The organism is Draconibacterium mangrovi (assembly GCF_010586825.1).
Lineage (GTDB): Bacteria > Bacteroidota > Bacteroidia > Bacteroidales > Prolixibacteraceae > Draconibacterium > Draconibacterium mangrovi.
On the sequence record NZ_JAAAGB010000005.1, the window covers coordinates 359,331 to 382,860 of the forward strand.

Genomic DNA, 23,530 nt, shown 5'->3' on the forward strand with positions numbered 1-23,530 from the left:
TTTTTACATTGTCCAGTGGTCTTTCAAAGTTTGCAAATAATAAAACTGCAAAACAAATCTTCATGGTGTATTTCGTTTCACAAGCACATTATTTTATAGGAAAGAGTGGATAAACTCTATTGTCCCATGTTCTTAGCTGTAAAAGGTAATGTGATAATGTTGGATGTAGAAAATGAGTGAGTTACTTTTGATTGTTTGAGCGTTGCATGAGTATAAAAGTTAATACACCCCCCGTATTTGAATAAAATAACATACATGAGATGAAGTTATAGGTCTATCTTTACCCTGGAAGATGTTATGGGAGAATGGGAAGAAATCATTAATAAATGTGTTGGTAAAGATCGTGATTTTACTGATTAATCGTAAAACACCTGCATTCTGTCTGAAGAAGGAAAGACCGACACATTCATTTTTATGGATGAGGGCTGGCAACCTTAAAATCCGATTGATGGACGCTAAATTAAGTTACCCATTTAGTTAGTTGACGAGGGAATACCTGTTTAGGAATGTATGGACAGCTTTCACTGAGAATGTGATTCAATAAAATAGTTGTATTAATAAAGCTAATAACTAAGGACTTAATAATGAAACTTAATCGAATATTACTTGTAACTACCCTTTTGCTGGGAGCCTTTACAAGCTTTGCACAGCAGAAACAACCCAACTTTATTATTGTACTGGCAGATGACCTGGGATATGCTGATTTGAGTTTAAACGGAAGTAAACAGATTTCGACTCCTCATATCGACAAGTTGGCTGAAAATGGAATCAATTTTACCAATGGATATGTTTCGGGGCCGGTTTGCAGTCCGTCGAGGGCGGGATTACTCACCGGTAGAAACCAGGTAACTTTTGGACACGACAATAATCTGGGAGGTGTTCTCCCTGGATTTGATGAGGAATACAACGGGTTACCTTTAACCGAAACGCTTATTGCTGAACGTTTGCAGGATCTCGGCTATACTACCGGGCTGGTTGGGAAATGGCACCTGGGGATGCTTCCAAAATTTCACCCCTTGAATCGCGGATTCGACGAATTTTGGGGATATACGGGTGGCGGCCACGACTATTTCATAGCAAAAACCGACGGAAAAGGTTATCAGGCACCAATTGAGTGTAACTATAAAACTCCTCAGGAACTTACGTATATTACCGATGATAAGGGCGATGAGTGCGTTGATTTTATTGCACGCCACAAGGACGAGCCATTTTTTCTGTTTGCCTCTTTCAACGCACCGCATGCACCAATGCAGGCAACTGCAGAAGATCTTAAGTTGTTCCAGCACATTAAGGATGAAAAACGACGCAGCTATTGCGCCATGGTTCACCGGCTCGATGTTAATGTTGGCAGGATAATGCAGGCACTCGAAGAAAATGGAGTCGCTGAAAATACCCTGGTCGTTTTTCTGAGTGATAACGGTGGCCCGTGTGATTCGAACGGATCGATAAATGCACCTTTTAACGGGCAAAAAGGCATTTTGCTTGAAGGCGGAATACATGTTCCTTTTATAATGAGCTGGCCCGGTAATCTACCGGCGGGAGAAACCTATGAAAATCCGGTTATTTCCCTGGACCTGGCGGCCACCTTTTTCGATTTGGCAGGAGGTGTAAAAACTGAAAAGGTAAAATTCGACGGCGTGAATCTGGTTCCGTATTTAAAGGATAAAGCAAGTGGTGAGCCTCACGAATCATTCAACTGGCGGTTTACAATAAGTGCAGCCATCAGGCAGGGAAACTGGAAGCTGGTGCGTTTACCCGATCGTCTGCCCCTGCTTTTTGATCTGTCGAAAGATATTTCCGAACAAAATAATGTTGCACTCGACCATCTCGACGTTACGACTTCGTTGTTAAAGCAACTTGGCGATTGGGACGTGTCGCTCCCGCACCCGGTGTTTTTGGAAGGAGCGGTTTGGAAAAGCCGTCAGCTAAAACTTTATGACAATCAATATCAGTTGCTTCAGCCTGAATAGGAACATTTACACCATTGTTGGACGCAGGCATATTCAATAGAATTATTATCTTGCCATGGCCTGAATTTTAAGTCCTGCATGTGGACGATAAATTTCTTGCACTTAAACGGATAGAACAAAAGAATGAGATTAACTGAAATGACAAAGTTGATCAAATATCAGCTTACCCTCTTGCTGATTTATTGGTCAGTTGTTGTTAACGCTCAGCCCGAACAATTACTCAAAAATTTCTTCACCGTTGACAATGGTTTGTCACATAACGAAGTAACTTCGATAGTCCAGGATAACGACGGATTCATATGGATTGGAACACGTGGTGGATTAAACCGTTACGACGGCTACGATTTTAAGATTTTTAACCAGGTTCCGGGCGATTCCAACAGTTTGGTTAACCCATCCATCGAATCGTTGTTCGTCGATAGAAAAGGAAATATTTGGATTGGAACCAAGTCTGGCGGTGTAAGTAAATACGATCCTGATAAAGAAGAATTTTCGAATATCGTTTCAAATTACAGGAATAAAAGTGAGGTTTTACCTGATAGCCGGGTTTTATCGTTTTACGAAGATAAGAACGGTCGCATTTGGATGGGAACGTGGAACCACGGTTTGATTGTTTATGATGAGCATAAAAAAACATCAGTCCAATTCTTACGTGGTGCAGTAAATTCAATTGTAGAAACCCAGAACGGTGATATTTGGGTAGGATGTAATAATGGCCTTTTCAGGTTTATCAGTACAAAAGATAGTGTTATACAGGCTGAACAACCGAGAATTCAGTTGGTGTGCCATGAAGTTGAATATGACCAAAAAAGAAATGTGTTGTGGATCGCAGAATCAGGCTTAACCAGGTTCGATTTGCATACCTACCAACAAACCCACTATGAAATTGGGAATGCATTTAAAGGTCAAACCATTCATGCTTATGAATCGATATCTTTAGATAAGAGTGGAATGGTGTGGCTGGGAACCTGGGGAACCGGATTTTATTATTTCGATCCTGCAAGCGAGATCTTTCAACGCTACCAGATTTATCCTGAAAACAGGGCAACCTTGAACAAGGATTATGATGCTGTTTTAAATATTTTCCAGGATAAAGATGATAACCTTTGGCTGGGAACAAACGGCGGAGGTATATGTGTGCTTACGCCTAAATTAGACTTTAAAACTGTTGGATTTAATCCTCGTCGATTTAAAGGACTTCGGAATACACGCATAATGACGGTACTTGATGATAAAAATAAAAACCTTTGGCTGGGAACAATCGGAAGTGGTTTGGTATGGTCGCCCGATCGCGAAAACTTTTATCCCGTAGCCTATCCTGAGGGAATTGATAAGTCGAGGTTCCTGATCATAAAATATTTAAACGAAGATAAAGACGGTATAATTTGGGTGGGGACAAATATTGGAACCTACATTATTGAATTCAGGGATAACGTGCCACAGATGATCAATCCAAACCTTGATCCGAATTATCCAAACAGGTGGCGTCAGATCGTTTCAATTATCGATGCGCAGGATAAATTGTGGTTAGGTAGTTTAATGAATGGCTTGTATATTCTGGATAAGACGAACAATTATAAGTTGGTTAAATATTTAGATATAAATGATAAGGAATCGGGTGATTTGAACAGTGACAGAATAAGTTATTTGTTTGAAGATAACCGCGGAAGTATCTGGGTGGGAACTTATAATGGGTTACATATTTATAATCCTTCGGATACAACGGTTGTTTTGGCAGATGACTATTTTAATATCGACGGTGAACTTACCGGTAACATCATCACTTGTATCGATCAGGATATAAACGGGAATTTGTGGATAGGTACACCTAATGGTCTTAACAAGTTGTCAGAACTTGATAATTCGCGTTTCTCGTTAAAATTATACACCGAAAAAGATGGCCTTGCCAGTAATTTTATCAAGGGAATATCGGGAGATTCAGAAGGAAATATCTGGATAAGTACTAGTTTGGGAATCTCAAGGATTGATGGTCAGGGAGATGGTACTACCATTCGAAATTACAATGAAAGTGATGGAGTGGGCGGAAAGAATTTTACTGAAGCATCTGTTTTTCGAAATGGCGAAGGCGAAATATTTTTTGGCGGTTCCAATGGTCTCACATACTTTAATCCCGGTAAAATTGAGGCGCTTCCATCTGCACACAAACCTGTATTTACCGAACTCAAAATTCTGAATGAACCTGTTTCCATTAATCAGGAGTTTGGATCAAAAGTGATTATGGATCAGTCCATCATTCACGAAGATAAAATAGCAATTCCGTATCGGTTTAATAATTTTGAAATACAGTTTTCAGCACTTGATTACCGTTCTCAGGGCGGAAATCTTTACAAGTATAAACTTGAAAAATACGACAACGACTGGCAATATATCGGTACAAGGAGGTTTGTGAATTTTAACAGTTTAAGGCCCGGAGAATACAAGTTACTTGTAATGAGTGCCAATAGTCACAACGTTTGGAATGAAGAACCAACGAGTTTGACGATCGAAATTCTTCCTCCGATCTGGCAAACGTGGTATGCACTTTTATTTTATATCATGCTTGTGGTTGGTATTGTTACAGTAATCAGGTGGAATGCAGTAAAACAGGTGCGTTTGGCCAATAGCCTGGAGATGGAGAAGTTAAAACACCGACAGGATCAAAAGATCAATGAAATGCGCTTACGCTTTTTTACCAATCTTTCACACGAATTTCGCACACCTCTTACCTTAATACTGGCTCCACTAAAAGAATTGTTGCGTAAAAAAGAAGAATATCAGCTTACAGAAGAAACAGAGCATAAGATAAAGATCATCAATAATAATTCGGTCCGCCTGATGAAACTGATCAATCAGTTGCTCGATTTTAGGAAGTTGGAAACGGGTAATGCCAAACTGTATGCATCAGAAACGAATGTGGTAGAATTAGTTGCCGAATTATGTCAGCCATTTCAGGAACTGGCAGCAATAAATAACATCATATTTAAAACTAAGCTCGATATTAAAACTAAACATGTTTGGGTTGATAAGGATAAAATAGAGATCATTGTCAATAATTTATTATCCAACGCTTTTAAGCACGTACAGGAAAATGGCAAAGTTGAAGTTGCCCTGTACGAAGAAGAGGAAGAGGTGTTGCTGACAATATCTGATAATGGGCGCGGGATACCCAAAAGCGAGCTTGAATTTATTTTTGACCGCTTTTACAGGGGTGCCGACAGCAAAATGGATGGTAGTTCAGGGATTGGTCTGGCCCTGGCAAAACGTTTTACCGAATTACATAAGGGGAATATATCGGTGGTTAGCGAATCTTTCAAACTAACGCAGTTTACTGTTACGCTTCCTAAAGGAACGGGGCATTTAAAACCGGAAGAAATTGTTGAGCCTAAAACCGATAAAAAGCGCCCCGGTTTAAACGATGCACTGATTAAGAATATCTTTCCGAACAAACCAGGAGTATCAGTTGCATCGGCTGAATGTATACTTGTAGTTGAAGATAATCCGGAGATGCGCGATTACCTCGTCAATATATTGTCACCTATATATTGCCTTGAATCGGCAGAAAACGGGCAGGCAGGTTACGAAAAAGCACAGCGTTTGAAACCCGACCTGATAATTACGGACGTAATGATGCCGGAGATGGATGGCTTCGAATTTTGCAAGAAATTGCGTGAAGATGAGAATATGGCGACTATCCCGCTTATCTTTCTAACCGCAAAAGGGGATGAGCAGTTTCGATTGTTGGGAACACAACTTGGAGCTGATGATTTTATTACGAAACCTTTCGATCCGATTTTACTGATCGAAAAGGTTAAGAATATTCTTTCGCGGCAGAAAAAATTACAACGACAATACAGTAAATCAGTTCGGCTGGAACCTTCTGATGTTGAGATAACTGCTTCGGAAGAACTAATGATTGAAAAGGCTATTTCTATCGTTGAAGCCAATTTGCAGAATTCAAATTTTACTTCCGATACCCTCGCTTCAGGAATGAATATGAGCACTTCATCGCTTTATCGCCGACTGAAGAGTTTAACAGGATATTCAACCGCTGAGTTTATTCGATCACTAAGAATAAAACGTGCCGCTCAGCTTATGGCCGACAAAGAAAAGACCATTACCGAAATTGCATTCGATGTTGGATTTAACGACGTAAAACATTTTCGAACCGTCTTTCAAAAGCAATTTAAATGTACTCCTACTGAGTATCGTCAAAAGTTATAACCGCAGATTTTTAATAGGTCAGTAAAAATTCATGGCCATAATGGTATGAGCCAAAATGATTGTCTGGTTATTTTAATACTCATAATATCAGGCTGTTGCGATTTTTGTTGACCGAATATTCCCCTTCTTGTGAAAAGTAAAATAAGTTAGGATTGAACGGAATTTCACCCATCATTTCCCAAGGTACGTCCTTTTAAAAGCGTCAAATTCTCGAGTTTTGAAGTGTAGTTTTTTGTAAAACTAAACCGAAACTTATGGACAAGAAAAAAAACATTCCAAAAGGACTGTTCGCCTTTCGCGCTTTTAATGTCATCCTTTACCTCCTACTTATCGCAATCGTGATTTTACTATTTATGTTTCTCTAATAATAACTAATTAAATTCTTATGAAACAAGCTAATCAGATTCTAATCAGAAAGTTGTGTTTGGTATTTGTGGTCATATTGCTGGCCTCATCTGCATGGGCACAACAAACTATCTCCGGAAAAGTAACCGATGATGCCGGGGAATCGCTACCCGGTGTTGCAGTTGTTCTGCAGGGTACAACAACTGGTACCGTAACCGACATTGATGGACATTACTCACTTCAGGTTCCCGATGGCGGAACGTTGCTGTTCTCATTTGTTGGTATGCAAAGCGCAAATGAAACGATCAATGGCCGTACAACAATCGATGTTACGATGAAAGTAGATGCCATAGGTTTGGAGGAAGTAGTAGCAGTAGGTTACGGTGTTCAGAAAAAAGCAACCTTAACCGGTTCTGTTGGTAATGTTAAAGCCGAGGAGATGTTACAACGGCCGGCAGCCAACTCAACAGAACTGTTGCAAGGTCAGGTTGCAGGTTTGTATACTTTGCAAACTACGGGTCTGCCCGGAGCCGATGGAACAAAATTAAACATCAGGGGATATGGAAATAATCCACTGGTTTTAATTGATGGTATTGAAGGCAGCCTCGGACAGGTTGATCCAAACGATATCGAATCAATAAGCGTATTAAAAGATGCTTCGGCAGCAGTGTATGGTGCCCGGGCAGGAAACGGAGTTATCCTGGTAACAACAAAACGGGGAACTGATAAACCCTCGCAAATAACCTATCACGGTAACGTTTCTTTTACAGCTCCAACATTTCTTCCCGATCTTGTTGAAGCTCGTAAGTGGGCCGAGTTGTTGAATGAATCGGGTTTAAATCCTGATGATTACAGTCCTGCCCATGTTCATTATGATTCCGATACCAAAAGACTGATCAATACCATGGACGACAGTGATTACTATGGCTATGATTGGGATGAGGCTTTGTATCGCGACTGGACACCCCAGCAGCAACATAACATTAGTGCAACAGGCGGAACCAATAAAATCAAATATTTTGTTTCTGCAGGTTATGTCGATCAGTCCAGTGTTTTTACTTCAGGTGATTACAATTTTAACCGATATAACATTCGTTCGAATATCGATGCGCAAGTGAAAGAAAACCTGACCGTTTCTGTTGATTTTGCTTATCGAAGTTCAAGAATCGATAAGGCGAATTTTGGGGTGGACGATATGTACAACTCACTTCAAACTGCTAAACCTGTTTATCCTTATTATCATGAGGAAGATCCAACACGGGCTGCCAGTTCCGGATTTTTGCAAAGATCGCCTTATCATCAAACGTTTAAGGATTTTTCCGGATTTCAGGATAACCGGGATAAAGTACTGCAAGGCGCTTTAGAACTGAAATACAACGTTCCCTTTGTTACAGGATTAGTCGCAAAAGCCCGATTGAATTATGAAGAGGCACTAAAGTGGAATAAAACTGTTTCACAACCTTACGATGTTTGGGAATATGATCCAGTTGCGGCATCGGAAGGAAGCGATCCATGGGTGAAATGGGGAACTCAGAATGCCAATAGCATGAAAGTATATTCTAACCGCTCAACTGAATTGTTACCGCAAATAAGTTTACAGTACGATAAAATTATAGGCGACCATACTCTTAAAGCAATGGTTGTTGGCGAGACCTGGAGTTACAAGTGGACCAGTTTGCAGGGATCACGAAAAGATATATTATCATTTGAGGCACCTTACCTGATATATGCGTCCGAAGAAGGAAAAGATAATGCCGAGAATCTTCAAACTAACGGTAATGTTGGTGTAACTGAACGCGCCCGTGCTTCAGTAATCGGTCGTATTAATTACGATTACAAGGGTAAGTATATGGCCGAATTTTCAATGCGTGCCGATGCTTCCGGTGAATATCCTCCTAAAGGACGCTGGGGTTATTTCCCAAGTGTAAGTGCCGGATGGAGAATCTCTGAGGAAGCGTTTATGAAAGATAATTTCAGCAATCTGAATAATTTAAAAATCAGAGGTTCTTACGGTATTCTGGGTAACGATGCAGTGTCGTCGTTCGATTACCTGACCGGATATACTATTTCAACCGATTACTACGTATTTGGTGCGTCGCCGGCCCCTGTAATTGCATCAGCAGGTTTAGCAAACCCAAACATTACCTGGGAAACCATGAAAATGAGTAATGTTGGTATCGATGGAACTTTCTGGGATGGTTTATTCGGATTCGAAGTTGACGGCTTTTACCGCTTAAGAGAAGATATTCTGGCACAACCAACCGAGCAGGTACCCAGTACCTTTGGTGCAAATTTGCCCAGAACCAACTTAAATAAAAGAGATAACCGTGGATTTGAGATAACATTAACCCATAGCAATAAAATTGGCGATTTCTCCTATGACATCTCACCGATGTATGCATGGACAAGAGGTAAATATGTTGAACTGGATGAAGATGTTTTGCCTACAACCGGTGATTTGGATGCCGAAACGCTTGAGTTTAATAAACTATGGAATGAAAGATATGTTAACGAAGGCCAGTGGGACAACCGTTACTGGGGGTATGTTTCCGATGGATTTTTTATGAATCAGGAACAGATTGATAACCATGTGATCGATCAGGATCAGGCAGAAAATCAAACGATTAAAGTGGGTGATATTATATATAAAGACCTGAATGGTGATAATATGATTGATTGGAGAGATCAAAAGGTTATTGCACAGGGAAGTACCAATACAGATAATTCAGCATCGTTGCCCAATACCATGTTTGGTCTGGATATGGGAGCGCAGTGGAAAGGTCTTGGTGTGAGAATGTTGTGGCAGGGAGCTGCCGATTACGTGGTAGTGGTTGGAGGATCGGCTTCGGCTCCATTTAGCAACGAATCAATACCACTTTCACAGCATTATGATTATCGCGCAATCATTGGTCAGGACGGAAATGGACAGGACTACATCACGAATCCAGATGATTTTAAGCTTCCTCCTGTAACCCAAAACGGCAGGACTGCAAATAATGGCAAAACATCAGATTTCTGGACTTATGATGCAGCTTATTTAAGATTGAAAAACATCAACATCTCTTATACCATCCCAAAATCATTACTTGAAAAAGTTGGTTTTAGCAAATGTGTTGTTTATTTCAGTGGAACTAATTTATTCACAATTAGTAATTTGGATATCTGGAAAAAGTCATTTGATCCGGAAATTATCGGAGCCAACAACAGGGATTATCCGCCGGTAAAAACGATGACATTTGGACTTAGGTTAACTTTATAAACTCTAAATGATTAGAACGATGAAAAAGATAATATTTATACTACCATTATTTGTTCTTCTGTTTGGTTGTAGCGACTTATTAGACATTGCTCCTACCAATATTATATCAGAAGATGCTGTGAAAAATGACCCGGTCCTTGTGGATGCATTCTTGAATAAAATCTATAATAACACCAGGTTTCAATCAGGGGGTGAAGGAAATGCCTTATTAAACGTGATGTCGGATGAATCGAATGTATTTGCCGGCTGGCAAACACCATTTGGAGCAGCCATGAAAATTATTGATGAAAATGGTGCACACTCAGCATTGGAATACTGGCCTTACGGAAATATTCGTTCGTGTAACGAAATAATGGAAATTCTGGAAGAAGCCACTTTTGATCAGGATCTGGTGGATCAGAAAACTGCGGAAGCACGTTGGTTAAGAGCATTTATGTATTTCGAACTGGTAAAACGTTACGGTGGTGTTCCATTAATTACTGAGGCTCAAAGCATCGATCAACCCATTGAAGAGTTATACGTTGAGCGCAATTCAGAAAAAGAGATTTATGATTTTATTGCATCGGAAATGGATGCATTGGTTAATCTTTTACCCGATAGTTACGACTCAGGTAATTTTGGGCGGCCTACAAAATGGGCAGCTTATGCATTAAAAAGCCGTGCTATGTTATATGCCGGTAGTATTGCAAAATATGGTTCGGTGCAATTGGATGGTCTGTTGGGCATACCTTCAGGAGAGGCAAATGCCTATTACCAAAAAGCATACGATGCGTCAATGGCAATAATTAACGGAGGAATGCATCCTTTGTATAAGGAGAATGCAGATCCGGTAAAAAACTACACCGAATTGATGTTAGCCGATGGAAATTCGGAAGTTATTTTTGCCGAAGTGTATGATTATGGGCTGTTAAAAGCGCATGGTTGGACTTTCTATTGTATGCCCGACGGATTTCAAACCGGTTGGGGATCCAATAACTGGATGTACCTGGAAGCATGGGAAAAATATGAGTACAAGGACGGTTCTTCTGCCGTTTGGGACAGAAGTTTACTGGATGGAAATAACAAGTTCTCTCTCGATGAAATTATCTTGAACAAAGACCCGCGCTTCCTTGCCTCGGCATTTTATCCTGAAACACCATGGGGAGACGGTAAAGTTTATGTGCACAATACAACAAAAGGCACTATTCCTTCCGGTTCCGATTGGCCTGGTGTTGCACCCCGAAGGAACCGGATTAAAACCGGTATATTGATTAAAAAGCGTGTTAATGAGTCGCTTATCGGACTGAACAACAACGAGGACGATTCTGACTGGACTGTTTTCCGCACAGGCGAAATGTACCTAAATGCAGCGGAAGCCAGGTTTGAAATGGGCGAAGAAGAAGATGCCAGAAACTTGATTAATGTAATACGAAACAGAGCAGGAATGCCTGATAAAGAGACATTGACTTTGGAAGAAGTACGTAACGAACGTTTTGTGGAACTTTATATCGAAGAGCACCGCTACTGGGATCTACGTCGTTGGAGAATAGCCGTTGACGTATTAAACGACAAAGGATTTAAAGGTGTAACCTGGGATTATTACATTGATGAAGATAAGTACACACTAAAGATTAAAGATGCGGACTTTGGACAAAAGAGAGTTTTTGCCGAAAGAAACTATTATTTGCCAATTGGACTGGATCGCATAGCAGATAATCCGAACCTGGTTGAAAATCCGGGATACTAGAATAGTTTGGTTTGGGGAGGTTACCCGGGGGCCATATTTTGGTCCCTGGGTTTCCAAACTTGAACAGCGCCTAAAGCACTTATATCTTTATAAATGAATTGATATGAAAACAGGATTTCTTTGCTTTTTATTTATTGCTGTAATCTTCGCATCGTGCACCCGCGATGAGAAAAACAGCTCTCCAAATCTGGTGTTGATTTTGGTGGATGACATGGGGTATGCCGACGTTGGCTTTAATGGTTGCACCGACATTCCAACTCCTAATATTGATAAATTGGCGGAAGGCGGTGTGCGTTTTACCAATGGTTACGTTAGTTACTGCGTTTGTGGCCCAAGTAGGGCAGGTCTACTCACTGGCCGATATCAGGACCGATTTGGTTTTAGCAGAAATCCTCTGTTTGCACCAAACGATCCCGGGATGGGTTTGCCGTTAACTGAAGAAACCCTTGCCGATGCCTTAAAGAAGGCGGGTTACAAATCGCTGGCAATTGGAAAATGGCACATGGGAGCACATGAATCGTTACACCCTTTAAAAAGAGGATTTGATGATTTTTACGGATTTCTGAGTGGTGGTCACCGATATTTTCCGGAAGAACTGACCCTGAATGATCCGTTTGAGGCAACCTCACAATTCGACGGTTACAAAACACGCCTGCTACGAAATTACGAAAGAGTGGATGAAACAGAGTATTTGACTGATGCTTTATCGCGTGAAGCGGTTTCGTACATTGAAAAAAACAAAGACAATCCGTTTTTTATTTATCTCGCCTATAATGCACCACATGCGCCCTTGCAAGCCACCGAAAAATACCTGAGCAGGTTTAATAACATTGATAATATTAAAAGAAAAACCTACGCAGCCATGGTAAGCGCGGTTGACGATGGAGTTGGACTCATACTTAATAAACTGGAAGAACTGAATTTGGAAGAAAATACACTCGTGGTATTTTTATCCGATAACGGCGGACCTGAAAATCACAACGCTTCAGATAACGGAATTTTGCGCGGACAAAAAGGCGATTTATTTGAAGGGGGAGTACGAGTACCTTTTGCCATGAAATGGCCCGGAACGATTCCGGCAGGTGAAATATATGAAAATCCCATAATCTCACTCGATATTTTTGCAACGATAATCGCTCAGAGTGGTAAAGAAATCCCGCTGAAAAACGAAATTGATGGTATCGATTTGATCCCGTATCTGAAGGGGGAGAATAATTCGCAACCACACGATCAATTATTTTGGAGAAAATTTGATGCACAGGATTATGCCGTTCGCCAGGGAGATGATAAACTGCTGATCAAAGCTGAAAGTAAAAACATGCTTTTTAACCTCACTGATGATATTTCGGAAGAAAACAACCTTGAGGAACAGAGGCCAGATAGAGTTTTACAGCTAACCAAAGAATTTCAGAACTGGAACAGAAATATGAAGGATCCGATTTTTATGGGATTGAGTCAGGATAAGAAATATAATGAGCTTCATCCTGAAAGATTTGAAAAGCTTACAGAATAAGAAAACCTAAACCAAATGAACCTTAATAAACTTATTGTATTAGCTGGTGTATTTGTTGTTTCCGGTAGCGTTCTTTTAAACGTACAATCGGCTGCAATAAATACTTGAAATTATAAACACACAGAACTAAACATGATGAACCATTTTAATGGATTTTTTCTCATTATTATTTTCTCGGTAATTTTGTTGGGGTGTTCTCAGAAAACATCCCATCAAAACGAAAAACCAAACGTTTTGCTCATCATTGTTGATGATCAGGGCTATGCCGATTTTGAACCGTTTGAAAATCATTCGCCTGAAGTTTCAACCCCAAGTATGAACAGGCTTGCCGAAGCGGGTACGGTATTTACCGAGGCGTATACAACGGCACCGGTTTGCAGCCCTTCCAGAGCAGGGTTAATGACCGGGAAGAACCAATTCCGTTGGGATGAGAAAGCAAGTTGGGGACCCGGATTGCCCGACAATGTGAAAACCATTGCCGAATATTTGAAAGAAGCAGGATACACAACTGCCCGAATTGGGAAAGCTGATTTTGGAACAAATTACCATAAATTCGATGTGCGTGAATATCCTTTAAATCACGGTTATGATTACTTTTTAGGATTCAGCGCCCATGCCCACGACTATTGGTTAACATCGGAAGAGATTGCTGGCCGTACACCCGATCCGAATGGAACCAGCGCACACCTTGGGCCATTAATGGAAAACAAGGGCTACAAAAGTTATCCTGATGAGGAATACCTGACCGATATTTTTACCAACGAAGCCATCAAATACTTGAAATCAGAAAAAGATGCTCCCTTCTTTCTAACGCTGGCGTACAACTCCGTACACCATGTAATTCACGAAGTCCCGCAAAAATACCTGGATAAATACCAGGTGGATCCAATCCATAATTATGAACCCGATTCGATGGAAACATTTAATCATCAAAAACCGGGATCTTATTCAGCTTATTACGAAAAATATACGCGACTTGGTGCCATTCAGGATGAGGACATGCGAAAGTTTTATCTGGCCAACCTGGATTGTCTCGACGAGAACATTGGTCGTGTACTGGATGCGCTGAAAGAACAGGGACTCGATCAGGAAACAATGATAATTTTTGTTTCCGATAATGGTGGTTCTCCGTTAACCGGCGCTAAAAATGCTCCGCTTTCAGCCGGTAAATATTCGCTTTGGGAAGGCGGAATACGGGTACCGATGGCAATAAGCTGGCCAGGAAAAGTGAAAGCCGGGAAAGTTGAAACCAATTATGTTTCGACTACCGATATTTTACCAACCATCAGCAATGCCGCCGGAATTGAACTGACCGACGAGACTATAGATGGAATTGACCTTTTACACCCCAACCAGGATCGTGTGCTGGTTTGGCGGTGGGGGAATACCTGGGCAGTGCGTAAAGGCAACTGGAAACTTACCAATACGAACGAACAATGGGGAAAAGGCCGTCCGTCCGATTTTTATATTAAACCGATATCTGATGATCTGAGCCTGAAACTTTTTAATCTTGCTGATGATCTGGGAGAGCGTGATAATTTTGCGCTTTCTATGCCCGAAAAAGTAAAAGAGCTTGAAAACGCTTATAATAATTGGTTGAAAGAAAATAGCAGGAAGTATTAATCACTGTCATAATTGAAATAAAAAATGGATAAAATTACAGCTGTATTTGCCCTATTATTGTTGAATTCGATCGTTCTCGCTCAACCCGATTGGGAAAACGAACAGGTAATCGGCATCAACAAAGAACCTGTTCACGCCACTTTTTACCCCTTAAATTCAGTGGGAGATGCTTTTGAGGATGGAATGAAATCACAATGGGTTCAACTCCTGAACGGTACGTGGAAATTCAATTGGGTAGCCAATGTGGACGACCGGCCAATGGATTTTTTTCAAACGAATTTTGATGCATCTGATTGGGCTGAAATTCCGGTTCCATCGTGCTGGCAAATGCAAGGATTTGGCACACCCATCTATACAAATATTACCTATCCGTTTGACAAAAATCCTCCCAAAATTTCGGGAGAAAATGGCAATCCGGTTGGTTCGTACCTGCGAACGTTTACTATTCCCGAAAATTGGGATGGAAGAGAAGTCTTTATCCATTTTGATGGAGTTTCTTCAGCTTTTTACATTTGGGTGAACGGCGAAAAAGTGGGGTACAGTCAGGGAAGCCGCACTCCGGCAGAATTCAACCTCACCAATTATTTGCAAAAGGGCGACAACAAAATTGCCGTGCAGGTTTTTCGGTGGTGCGATGGCAGTTACCTCGAAGACCAGGATGGCTGGCGAATGAGTGGAATTTTCAGGGATATGTATTTGTATGCTACACCCAAAATGCAGATTAAGGATTTCTTTGTGACCACCAACCTGGATGATCATTACCGGGATGCAGTTATTAATGTAAACATCAAATTAAAAAATTACGATAAACGTTCTTTTAAGAACGGTGCTGTTGAGTTTAAGCTGCTGGATGTTATTGGAAACGAAATTGAGCTAGCAGGTGAAACTGCTCAACAACTAACCGGTATTAAGCCGGGCGAAACAAGTGAGATTAAATTGCAGGTCAAGGTTGAAAATCCACTAAAATGGACACACGAAACACCCAACCTGTACAAAGTTTGTGTGCTTTTAAAGGACGATGAAGAGCTGAGTGAAGTAGTGGTTTGTAATACCGGATTTCGCGAAATCGAGATCAAAGACCGCCAATTGTTACTGAACGGAAAACCGGTTCTTTTCAAGGGTGTGAATAAGGTGGAGCACCATCCGGTTTATGGGAAAACTGTAACACGCGAATGGCTTGAAAACGAGGTGGTTCTAATGAAACAACATAATATTAACTCCATTCGGACAGCACATTATCCGCCACATCCGTATTTACTCGATTTATGCGACCGATACGGTATTTTGTTGATTGATGAAGCGAATGTGGAATCACATGGCATGCGTTACGAAGCAGAATCACTGGCTAAAGATCCGGCATGGGGAAAGGCGCATGTTCAGCGTTTGCGCTCCATGATTCAGCGTGATAAGAACCACCCGAGCGTTATCCTTTGGTCGCACGGAAATGAAGCCGGAAACGGGGTGAATTTAGTGGCCATGAACGAAGAAGCACACCGGCTCGATCCAACACGGCCGACACATTATCATTTTGCCGAAAATCCGGTTTCATCGGATGTGATCGGAGGTTGGAAACGGGGAAACGGGCCAATCTGGCAAGGGCGTTACCTTGAAGTTGCCGATTTGTACAAGTACCAGTTTTCCGACGATCCACGACCATTTATTTTAAATGAATACGCTCATGCCATGGGTAATGCCATGGGAAATCTCAAAGAATATGTTGATGCTTTTGAAGAAGTTGATGGCCTGATCGGAGGTCATATCTGGGACTGGGTTGACCAGGGCATTGAACAGAAAGTACCATCGGGAGAAGCGTATTTTGCTTATGGAGGTGACTTTGGTGATTATCCGAATGACAAAAATTTCTGTCTGAACGGCATTGTTTTGCCCGACCTGAATGTAACCCCTAAAACCATTGAAGTAAAAAGAGTTTACCAAAACATAGGGTTCAGGTTCGTTAACGGAAAGATTCTGGAAATTGTAAATAAAAACCAACACATTTCGCTGGATGGCATCACCTTTTACTGGAGTATTTTAGAAAACGGACAACAGCTTGCTTCCGGGAAGTTCAAAGAGAGTGTTGGGCCCCGATTATCGGAAAATGTTTCGATTCCAATCAATTATTCACAGTTTAAAGAAGGCCAAGAATACCTGCTCAATATTTCCGCAAAGCAGGATGAAGAAACCTTGTGGTCGCCGACAAATTTCGAAATAGCCTACGACCAGTTTATACTTCAGGAATGGAATTTTAACAGCAAATTTATCGATTTGGGAAATAACAAGTTGCGCGTTGAAGAAACAGTTGATTATGTGACCGTTTCGGGAGATGATTTCGTTTTTACCTTCGACAAGAAAAACGGCATTATCACTGATTATAAAATTCACGGAGAGCCAATTCTTCAGCAGGGGCCAACACTTCAGGTTTGGCGGGCACCCACCGACAACGACGGCTCCTACTGGCCCGATGGCACAAACAGACGAACCTGCAAACTTTGGCTCGACGCCGGATTGAATGAAATGAAAAATGCCGTAAAAAGCTTTCATATCAAAGAATTGGACGCCGGGAAATTGGCTTTTGTTACCAACAATATTCTATCGAATTCAGAGAATACAGCAGGTTTTAATTACGATGTAGATTATACGGTTTATGCCGACGGAACCTTCAGTATGAACACAAAAGTGGAACCCTTTGGTGAACTTCCCAACCTTCCGCGGTTGGGTTACCTGCTGGTTTTTAATGATGCTTATAATCAGTTCCAATGGTATGGTCGTGGACCTCACGAAAATTATAACGACCGAAAAGTTAGTGCTTTAATCGGGTACTACTCGGGTACTGTGGATGATCAGTTTACATATTATGTGGTTCCGCAGGAGAACGGCAATAAAACGGATGTTCGCTGGGCCAGGCTTACCGATTCAAAGGGAATTGGCTTGCAGGTTGCAGGCGATATTCCTTTGGAGACCTCGGTGCATCATTACAGTGCAGAGGCTTTGTCTGATGCCGTTCATACTTACGGATTGCAAAAAGAAAACAAGACCTACTGGAACATTGACTACCGTCAGGGAGGCCTTGGTGGCAATAGTTGTGGTCCGTTGCCTCTTGAAAAATATTTGCTAAAACCTGAACCTGTGCAGTTCAGCTTGTTCTTCACTCCAATTTCAAATTAAATGAGAAAACGGTATGATCTTTCAAAAGACCCCGGCGAACAGCATAATGTAGCCTCAGAGTATCCCGGGGTTGTTTCCCGGATTCAAAAGTTTAAGTTGATAAATGTATAGATAGGGAATATTTTAAACACTAAACCATGAATAAACTTCTTCTAATAATTATTGTCTTGCTTTTTGCTTCCTGTTCAAAAGAGGAACAGTCGAAACAAATTTACTATGTAAATAGCGAAATAGGGAGCGATACTAACAACGGAATGACACCGGAAACTGCCTGGAAAAGTTTTGATCGAATAACTAAAATTGAACTAAAACCGGGTGCTCAAATTCTGTTGGCATCAGGTTCTGTATTTCAGGGAGGATTGGTTTTGGAGGATGTTTCGGGAACTTCTGATTCGCCGGTTGAAATTAGCATGTACAAATATTCTGAAAATACGAATCTGCCTGTTATTGATGCGAAAGGATTTGCCAATGGAATAACACTGCTAAACTGTAGTAATGTTGTTGTGTCTGATCTTGAAATTACCGGAAATGGGGGAGGTGTTATTCAAGCCGGAAACTCAGGACAAAATATGCATTGCGGAGTGTTGGTAACAACTACAACCGAAGGGGTTTATGAAAATATTCAGTTGAAAAACCTAAAGATACGCGATGTTTTTTTTGAAGATGCCGGTTATAAAAGAGGCAAGGATGAAGTACGCACTGCAAACGGGACTCAAAGCTATGGTTGGGGCATTCGTGTTATTAATCAGCTGGAGAAGGCGGAAATAAAAAGTATCGTAATTGAAAATTGTGAGGTAAGCAATGTTGCTCACACAGGCATTAAATTAACGGGGCGAAACCAAAATATCAGTGAGGTTAAACTTTACAGCAACCGGGTTTTATTTTCCGGTGGCCCCGGAATGCAGATGAGCGGAGTTAAAAATGCACACATTCAAAAAAATTATATCGACCATTCGGGTAGCAATAACGATTCACGAAAATGGGGGCGTGGCAGTGGCTTGTGGACCTGGGGTTGCTCTGATGTTTTAATCGAACACAATTCGTTCAGAAATGCTAATGGCCCAGGAGATTCAGCAGGGTGCCATATCGATTTTAATTGTAAAAATGTTGTTGTTCAATATTGTTTTAGTGAAAACAACGCTGGTGGATTTTGTGAGATTTTAGGCAATAATTATAACTGTGCATATCGATACAATATCAGCGTTAACGATGGCCATCGTGTTAAAGGTGAGAATGGCGCATTTCAGGAAGGGAAAATATTTTGGCTAAGCGGATACAATGGCGACAAACCGCGAAAGGGGCCTTTTAATAGTTATTTTTATAACAATACCATTTACGTTAATAAGAATATTGTAGCCAAAATTGCGGTCGACCGGGCTTCATCCGGAGTGCTTATTGCCAATAATATTTTTTGCATCGAAGGCGAAAGCCGGGCAGTTAAGGGCGACCAGTATAAGCCGGAAACTGATGGGCAATCGCAGGTGGAAAATATCGTTTTTAAAAACAACTTATACCTGAAAAAAGAAAATTGGCCCGTTGATGTTTTAATTCAGGATGAGGACCAGATTATTGGCGATCCTCAATTTAAAAATCCGGGAGGACTGAGTAAAGAGGATTATATTCCAGTTAACATTGACCTTATAAAAGATAAGGGGATAAAAATTGAACCAATTCCGGGAGATCCGCTCGGCTTGACAATCGGATTAGACGTAGAATATGATTATTTTGGCAACAAAATAGAAGGTTTACCCGACCTCGGGGCTATTCAATGCAAATAGTATAAGCTACGGCTTAATGAACTAATATATGTTTTCATAAGGTGTGGCACAAGCAGATTAAAAACAAAATAATTTCATGTACAAAGCGATTCTAATTTCTTTTTTAGTAGCAATCTTGTTTGGATGCGATACAGACAAGAAAATTGAAAGCTTAGTCCCGAATGAGGTTGGGACAGCTCCAAATTATTGGTGTACCTGGTACTGGCAAAACTACCTCATCCTAAAAGGGCAGGAAGTAACAAATCCTGATGCTGCAACTGTTTATACAAATGAAGCCGCGAGAGAAGAAATGAACGAAGAGAATATCTTTGGTGAGCAAGGCATGGCGGTGGTAATGTTGCCGAAAACAAGAAGCGACTATTATTTTGTGATTGACCACGGCTGGCAAGATAAACGAATCAAGGATAATACATTTTTCACCTTAATAATGGACACGCTTGATTTTCCCAGATACGCAAAGTTCGATCCAGAGGAACGGATAAAACAAATGAACCATGATATCAAAGAGCTGGGATGGAAAGGACTTGGATTATGGGTTCGGGGAAATCCGCCGGAGGATGAAATGAGAAAATTTGTGGAGTGGAACAAATATGCAGGAGTTGAATATTGGAAGATAGATGGAGGGGATATCGCCCATTATTACGCCTCCAAAATTAAAGATGAGATATATCCTGAGCTGACTTTGGAGCATATTACGGGTACAGGACCGGTAAATCCTAAATGGAATACCCCCGGGTTAACTTCATATCTTTCAGTTTATAATGGACAAAAAGCTGTTTCTCAGGAATTGAATGCTTCATTAAATTCGACTACAGAAAAAGCAGAAAAATCATTGGATGTTATCAAAAATACAGATGTATTCAGAACGTATGACGCAGCACCTTTGCTGGTGAGTACAACTACCATGCAAAGAGTACATGATATATTAGTGCAAACTGCAGGTAACAATGACTATAAAGCCTTTCTTAATATTCAGGATGATTGTAACATTGCTGCAGCTTTGGGTTTACTTGTTGCAGTTAAACGTCACCCGATGAATACCCCGCGAATATATAATGGAAAAGATTTTCATTTACAGATTTCCGGAGATCGACATGTAGACAAACGACTAAATGAAATGGATCGATTTGCGTTATGGCAGCGTATTGCACCTCCAATGGTTGCCGGTTATGGAACCTATCATTTTTCAACCCAAAGCCTTGTCGACAGTATTGTTTTCAAAAAAAATGACACTTGGCTAAAGTCGACACATGGAAAGATGGTACGGCAAAGTGCTCCTGCAATAATGACTCGAAATATAGCTCTTCCCGAAGTTAAATGTGAAGGAATGCCACCTTATGTACTGGCTTCAAAATTTCCAAATGGTGCTATAGCAATTGCTACTGAAGGGCGGGTTACACCTGATAAAAGCTGGCAACATCCAAAGGCTGAAATTACATTAAAGGAAGTGGAGCTTAATAAGCCTATCGGTATATTTGGTTACTATGAATCTTTAACATTCGAATTTTCAGAAAGCTTACCTGATGAAATTAAGATTTATGGACAGGATTTGTTGTCAAAAAGAGCAATCGACATCACAAAAAAAATAAAGAGAAATAAGAATGGCTTTATAATTCAAGGTAATTTGATTGATGAAATAGGAACTATGGCCGGAGACAAAGGCGATATTTCGGTTCCTGGAATGGTTATTAAATTTATTTCTGATCAAGTCAATTAGCCAGTTTCTAAGATTTACCTGGCAATGATAGGCGATGTTAGTTGTCAAAAGATCAAATAATATAATGATGAGCATATGTTTAATTTTGTTTTTATAAATATTAATACTGAAAAATCTATTAAAATGAATAAACTCAGAACTGCTTTTTATTCCGTACTACTTCTATTTTCGGTGTCGTTTGTGGCTTGCACATCTTCTACACAATCGAAGCAAGAAACGGCAGCACCGGAAACAAAACCCAATATTGTAATTTTTTACCTCGATGATTTGGGTTATGGCGATATGGGGGCCTACGGAGCAACTGAAATTAAAACACCAAACATGGATCGTTTGGCAAACGATGGTGTTATGTTTACCGACGGACATGCTTCGTCGTCAACCTGTACCCCAAGTCGTTATGCGTTGTTGACCGGCATGTATCCTTGGCGTAACAAGGATGCTAAAATTTTGCCGGGTACGGCACCGCTGATTATTGATACGGCGCAGGTAACTATCCCGAAAATGCTGAAAGGGCAGGGCTATTACACCGGAGTAGTAGGTAAATGGCACCTCGGCTTGGGAACCGGGCATGTTGATTGGAATAAACATGTTTCTCCCGGTCCGAACGAAGTGGGTTTCGACTATTCTTACATTATGGCGGCCACACAGGACAGAGTGCCTACGGTTTATCTTGAAAACGGACTGGTAGAAGGACTCGATGCGAACGATCCGATTGAAGTGGATTACGAGAAGAATTTTGAAGGAGAACCTACCGGGAAAGACAATCCTGAGTTGCTAACCATGAAATGGCACCACGGGCATAACAATTCAATCGTTAACGGCATTCCACGCATCGGTTTTATGAAAGGTGGCGAAAAAGCAAAATGGAGCGACGTGGATATGGCCGATCATTTTCTGGCAAAAGCTCAGGATTATGTGAAGGAACATAAGGACGAACCGTTCTTTTTGTACTATGCCTTGCAGCAACCTCACGTTCCGCGTACGCCAAATCCAAGGTTTGTTGGAAGTACCGATCTGGGGCCGCGTGGCGATGTGATTGTTGAAGCCGACTGGTGTATTGGTGAATTTATGAAAACCCTGGAAGAAGAAGGAATTTTGGAAAATACACTGATTATCTTCTCTAGCGATAATGGCCCGGTGTTGAACGATGGCTATTATGACGATGCTGTTGAACGAATTGGCAATCATGATCAGAATGGAGGGCTTAGAGGCGGAAAATACAGCTTATTCGAAGCCGGCACACGCGTTCCTTTTATTACCTATTGGAAAGGCAAAATTACTCCCTCAAAATCGGATGCTTTGATCAGTCAGATCGATCTATTGGCTTCGTTGGCAAAACTTTCAGGAACAGAAGAAAGCACAACCGACAGCCAGGAATTACTGGATGTTCTTCTTGGAAAATCAGAAAAGGGGAGAGAAGATCTCGTTTTGGAAGCCACTTCGCGGACAGCTTATCGTAAGGGCCAATGGTTGATGATTCCGCCATACAAAGGCCCGGCAAAAATTGCTTCGGTAAACATAGAGATTGGTAACGCACCTGAGTATCAGCTGTACAATTTGAAGGACGATATCTGTCAACAGAAGAATCTGGCTAATAGCAATCCTCAAAAACTTAATAAAATGGTAGAAGAATATAGAGAAGTTGTGGGAGACCAGGATAAACAGATTGAAACGTTGGAATTGAAATAGAACAAATAACTAACCAAAAACAGCAGTGAAAAAGAAAGTAAACAAATCTTTTATATGCTTCTTTTTATGATTCTGTCGCATTAATCCAGCACGATTTTAAAAATTATATTTTATGATGAATTATGAAGCCAAAGAATAAAATGTTTTAAAAGTTGTGGATTTAGAATCAATAATCTGATTCATTTCTAATGAGATTTGTTATTTCAATTCCAGCCAAAGTTCGCTGGGCAGAATCAAACTCCTTGAATCCTGTAGTAATAGTGATTTTTCGTTTGACATTGCGATGATCCTGTTCCACAATGTTGTTTTAATACTTACATTGACTACAACTTACATTTCGCTTCTTCCACATTTCGAAAGCTTAAAGTGAATCTTAATTTGAAGTAAACAGCTTGTTGGATTACTACTTCGTGTATCAATCGTGCTTGAACATGAAATTGAAATTTATTTTGAGCGGTAAAATTAATATGATTAGATTTATGTTTGATTAATGCGAAAGAACCCTCAGGTGCTGTATAGTCCAC

The 23,530-nt window shown here is 40.7% G+C and carries 10 protein-coding genes and 1 pseudogene; 10 read left to right on the forward strand and 1 reads right to left on the reverse strand.

The window, feature by feature from the left end; genetic code table 11:
* Positions 1–584 precede the first annotated feature (584 nt).
* From G4420_RS14870 to G4420_RS14915, 10 genes are all read left to right on the forward strand, one after another.
* Entirely contained in the window at positions 585–1,970 is a 1,386-nt protein-coding gene (locus G4420_RS14870; RefSeq protein WP_163324718.1) for a sulfatase, read from the forward strand.
* A gap of 123 nt (positions 1,971–2,093) precedes the next feature.
* Entirely contained in the window at positions 2,094–6,191 is a 4,098-nt protein-coding gene (locus tag G4420_RS14875; protein ID WP_163324719.1) for a hybrid sensor histidine kinase/response regulator transcription factor, read from the forward strand.
* Between the two features lie 385 nt (positions 6,192–6,576).
* Positions 6,577–9,795 carry a SusC/RagA family TonB-linked outer membrane protein gene (locus tag G4420_RS14880; RefSeq protein WP_163324720.1) on the forward strand — a complete coding sequence of 1,073 codons (3,219 nt, stop codon included), beginning with the start codon at positions 6,577–6,579 and terminating at the stop codon, positions 9,793–9,795.
* Between the two features lie 19 nt (positions 9,796–9,814).
* Positions 9,815–11,521 carry a RagB/SusD family nutrient uptake outer membrane protein gene (locus tag G4420_RS14885; RefSeq protein ID WP_163324721.1) on the forward strand — a complete coding sequence of 569 codons (1,707 nt, stop codon included), beginning with the start codon at positions 9,815–9,817 and terminating at the stop codon, positions 11,519–11,521.
* A gap of 103 nt (positions 11,522–11,624) precedes the next feature.
* On the forward strand, positions 11,625–13,034 hold the full coding sequence (locus G4420_RS14890; protein ID WP_163324722.1) for a sulfatase-like hydrolase/transferase: 1,410 nt from the start codon (positions 11,625–11,627) through the stop codon (positions 13,032–13,034).
* 132 nt (positions 13,035–13,166) lie between these two features.
* Complete coding sequence (locus G4420_RS14895; protein WP_163324723.1) at positions 13,167–14,657, forward strand: sulfatase family protein; 1,491 nt, start codon at positions 13,167–13,169, stop codon at positions 14,655–14,657.
* A gap of 24 nt (positions 14,658–14,681) precedes the next feature.
* Entirely contained in the window at positions 14,682–17,822 is a 3,141-nt protein-coding gene (locus G4420_RS14900) for a glycoside hydrolase family 2 TIM barrel-domain containing protein (protein WP_163324724.1), read from the forward strand.
* Positions 17,823–17,959: 137 nt separating this feature from the next.
* Positions 17,960–19,600, forward strand: a complete 1,641-nt coding sequence (locus G4420_RS14905) for a right-handed parallel beta-helix repeat-containing protein (RefSeq protein ID WP_163324725.1) — start codon at positions 17,960–17,962, stop codon at positions 19,598–19,600.
* 76 nt (positions 19,601–19,676) lie between these two features.
* A complete protein-coding gene (locus tag G4420_RS14910) occupies positions 19,677–21,317 on the forward strand; it encodes a hypothetical protein (protein WP_163324726.1) in 1,641 nt (546 codons plus the stop codon).
* 123 nt (positions 21,318–21,440) lie between these two features.
* The gene (locus G4420_RS14915; RefSeq protein ID WP_163324727.1) at positions 21,441–23,006 is read left to right on the forward strand and encodes a sulfatase family protein; all 1,566 of its coding nucleotides are present in this window, start codon (positions 21,441–21,443) and stop codon (positions 23,004–23,006) included.
* Between the two features lie 184 nt (positions 23,007–23,190).
* On the opposite strand, the pseudogene G4420_RS23595 reads toward G4420_RS14915, so the two are convergent.
* A pseudogene (locus G4420_RS23595) lies at positions 23,191–23,313 on the reverse strand (DDE-type integrase/transposase/recombinase); the annotation flags it as partial.
* Positions 23,314–23,530: the final 217 nt, after the last annotated feature.

Bases quoted from the DNA above. Each gene is read 5' to 3' on its own strand.
- G4420_RS14880 (WP_163324720.1), top strand. From the start codon at position 6,577: ATGAAACAAGCTAATCAGATTCTAATCAGAAAGTTGTGTTTGGTATTT.
- G4420_RS14875 (WP_163324719.1), top strand. From the start codon at position 2,094: ATGAGATTAACTGAAATGACAAAGTTGATCAAATATCAGCTTACCCTC.
- G4420_RS14910 (WP_163324726.1), top strand. From the start codon at position 19,677: ATGTACAAAGCGATTCTAATTTCTTTTTTAGTAGCAATCTTGTTTGGA.
- G4420_RS14890 (WP_163324722.1), top strand. From the start codon at position 11,625: ATGAAAACAGGATTTCTTTGCTTTTTATTTATTGCTGTAATCTTCGCA.
- G4420_RS14905 (WP_163324725.1), top strand. From the start codon at position 17,960: ATGAATAAACTTCTTCTAATAATTATTGTCTTGCTTTTTGCTTCCTGT.
- G4420_RS14870 (WP_163324718.1), top strand. From the start codon at position 585: ATGAAACTTAATCGAATATTACTTGTAACTACCCTTTTGCTGGGAGCC.
- G4420_RS14895 (WP_163324723.1), top strand. From the start codon at position 13,167: ATGATGAACCATTTTAATGGATTTTTTCTCATTATTATTTTCTCGGTA.
- G4420_RS14900 (WP_163324724.1), top strand. From the start codon at position 14,682: ATGGATAAAATTACAGCTGTATTTGCCCTATTATTGTTGAATTCGATC.
- G4420_RS14885 (WP_163324721.1), top strand. From the start codon at position 9,815: ATGAAAAAGATAATATTTATACTACCATTATTTGTTCTTCTGTTTGGT.
- G4420_RS14915 (WP_163324727.1), top strand. From the start codon at position 21,441: ATGAATAAACTCAGAACTGCTTTTTATTCCGTACTACTTCTATTTTCG.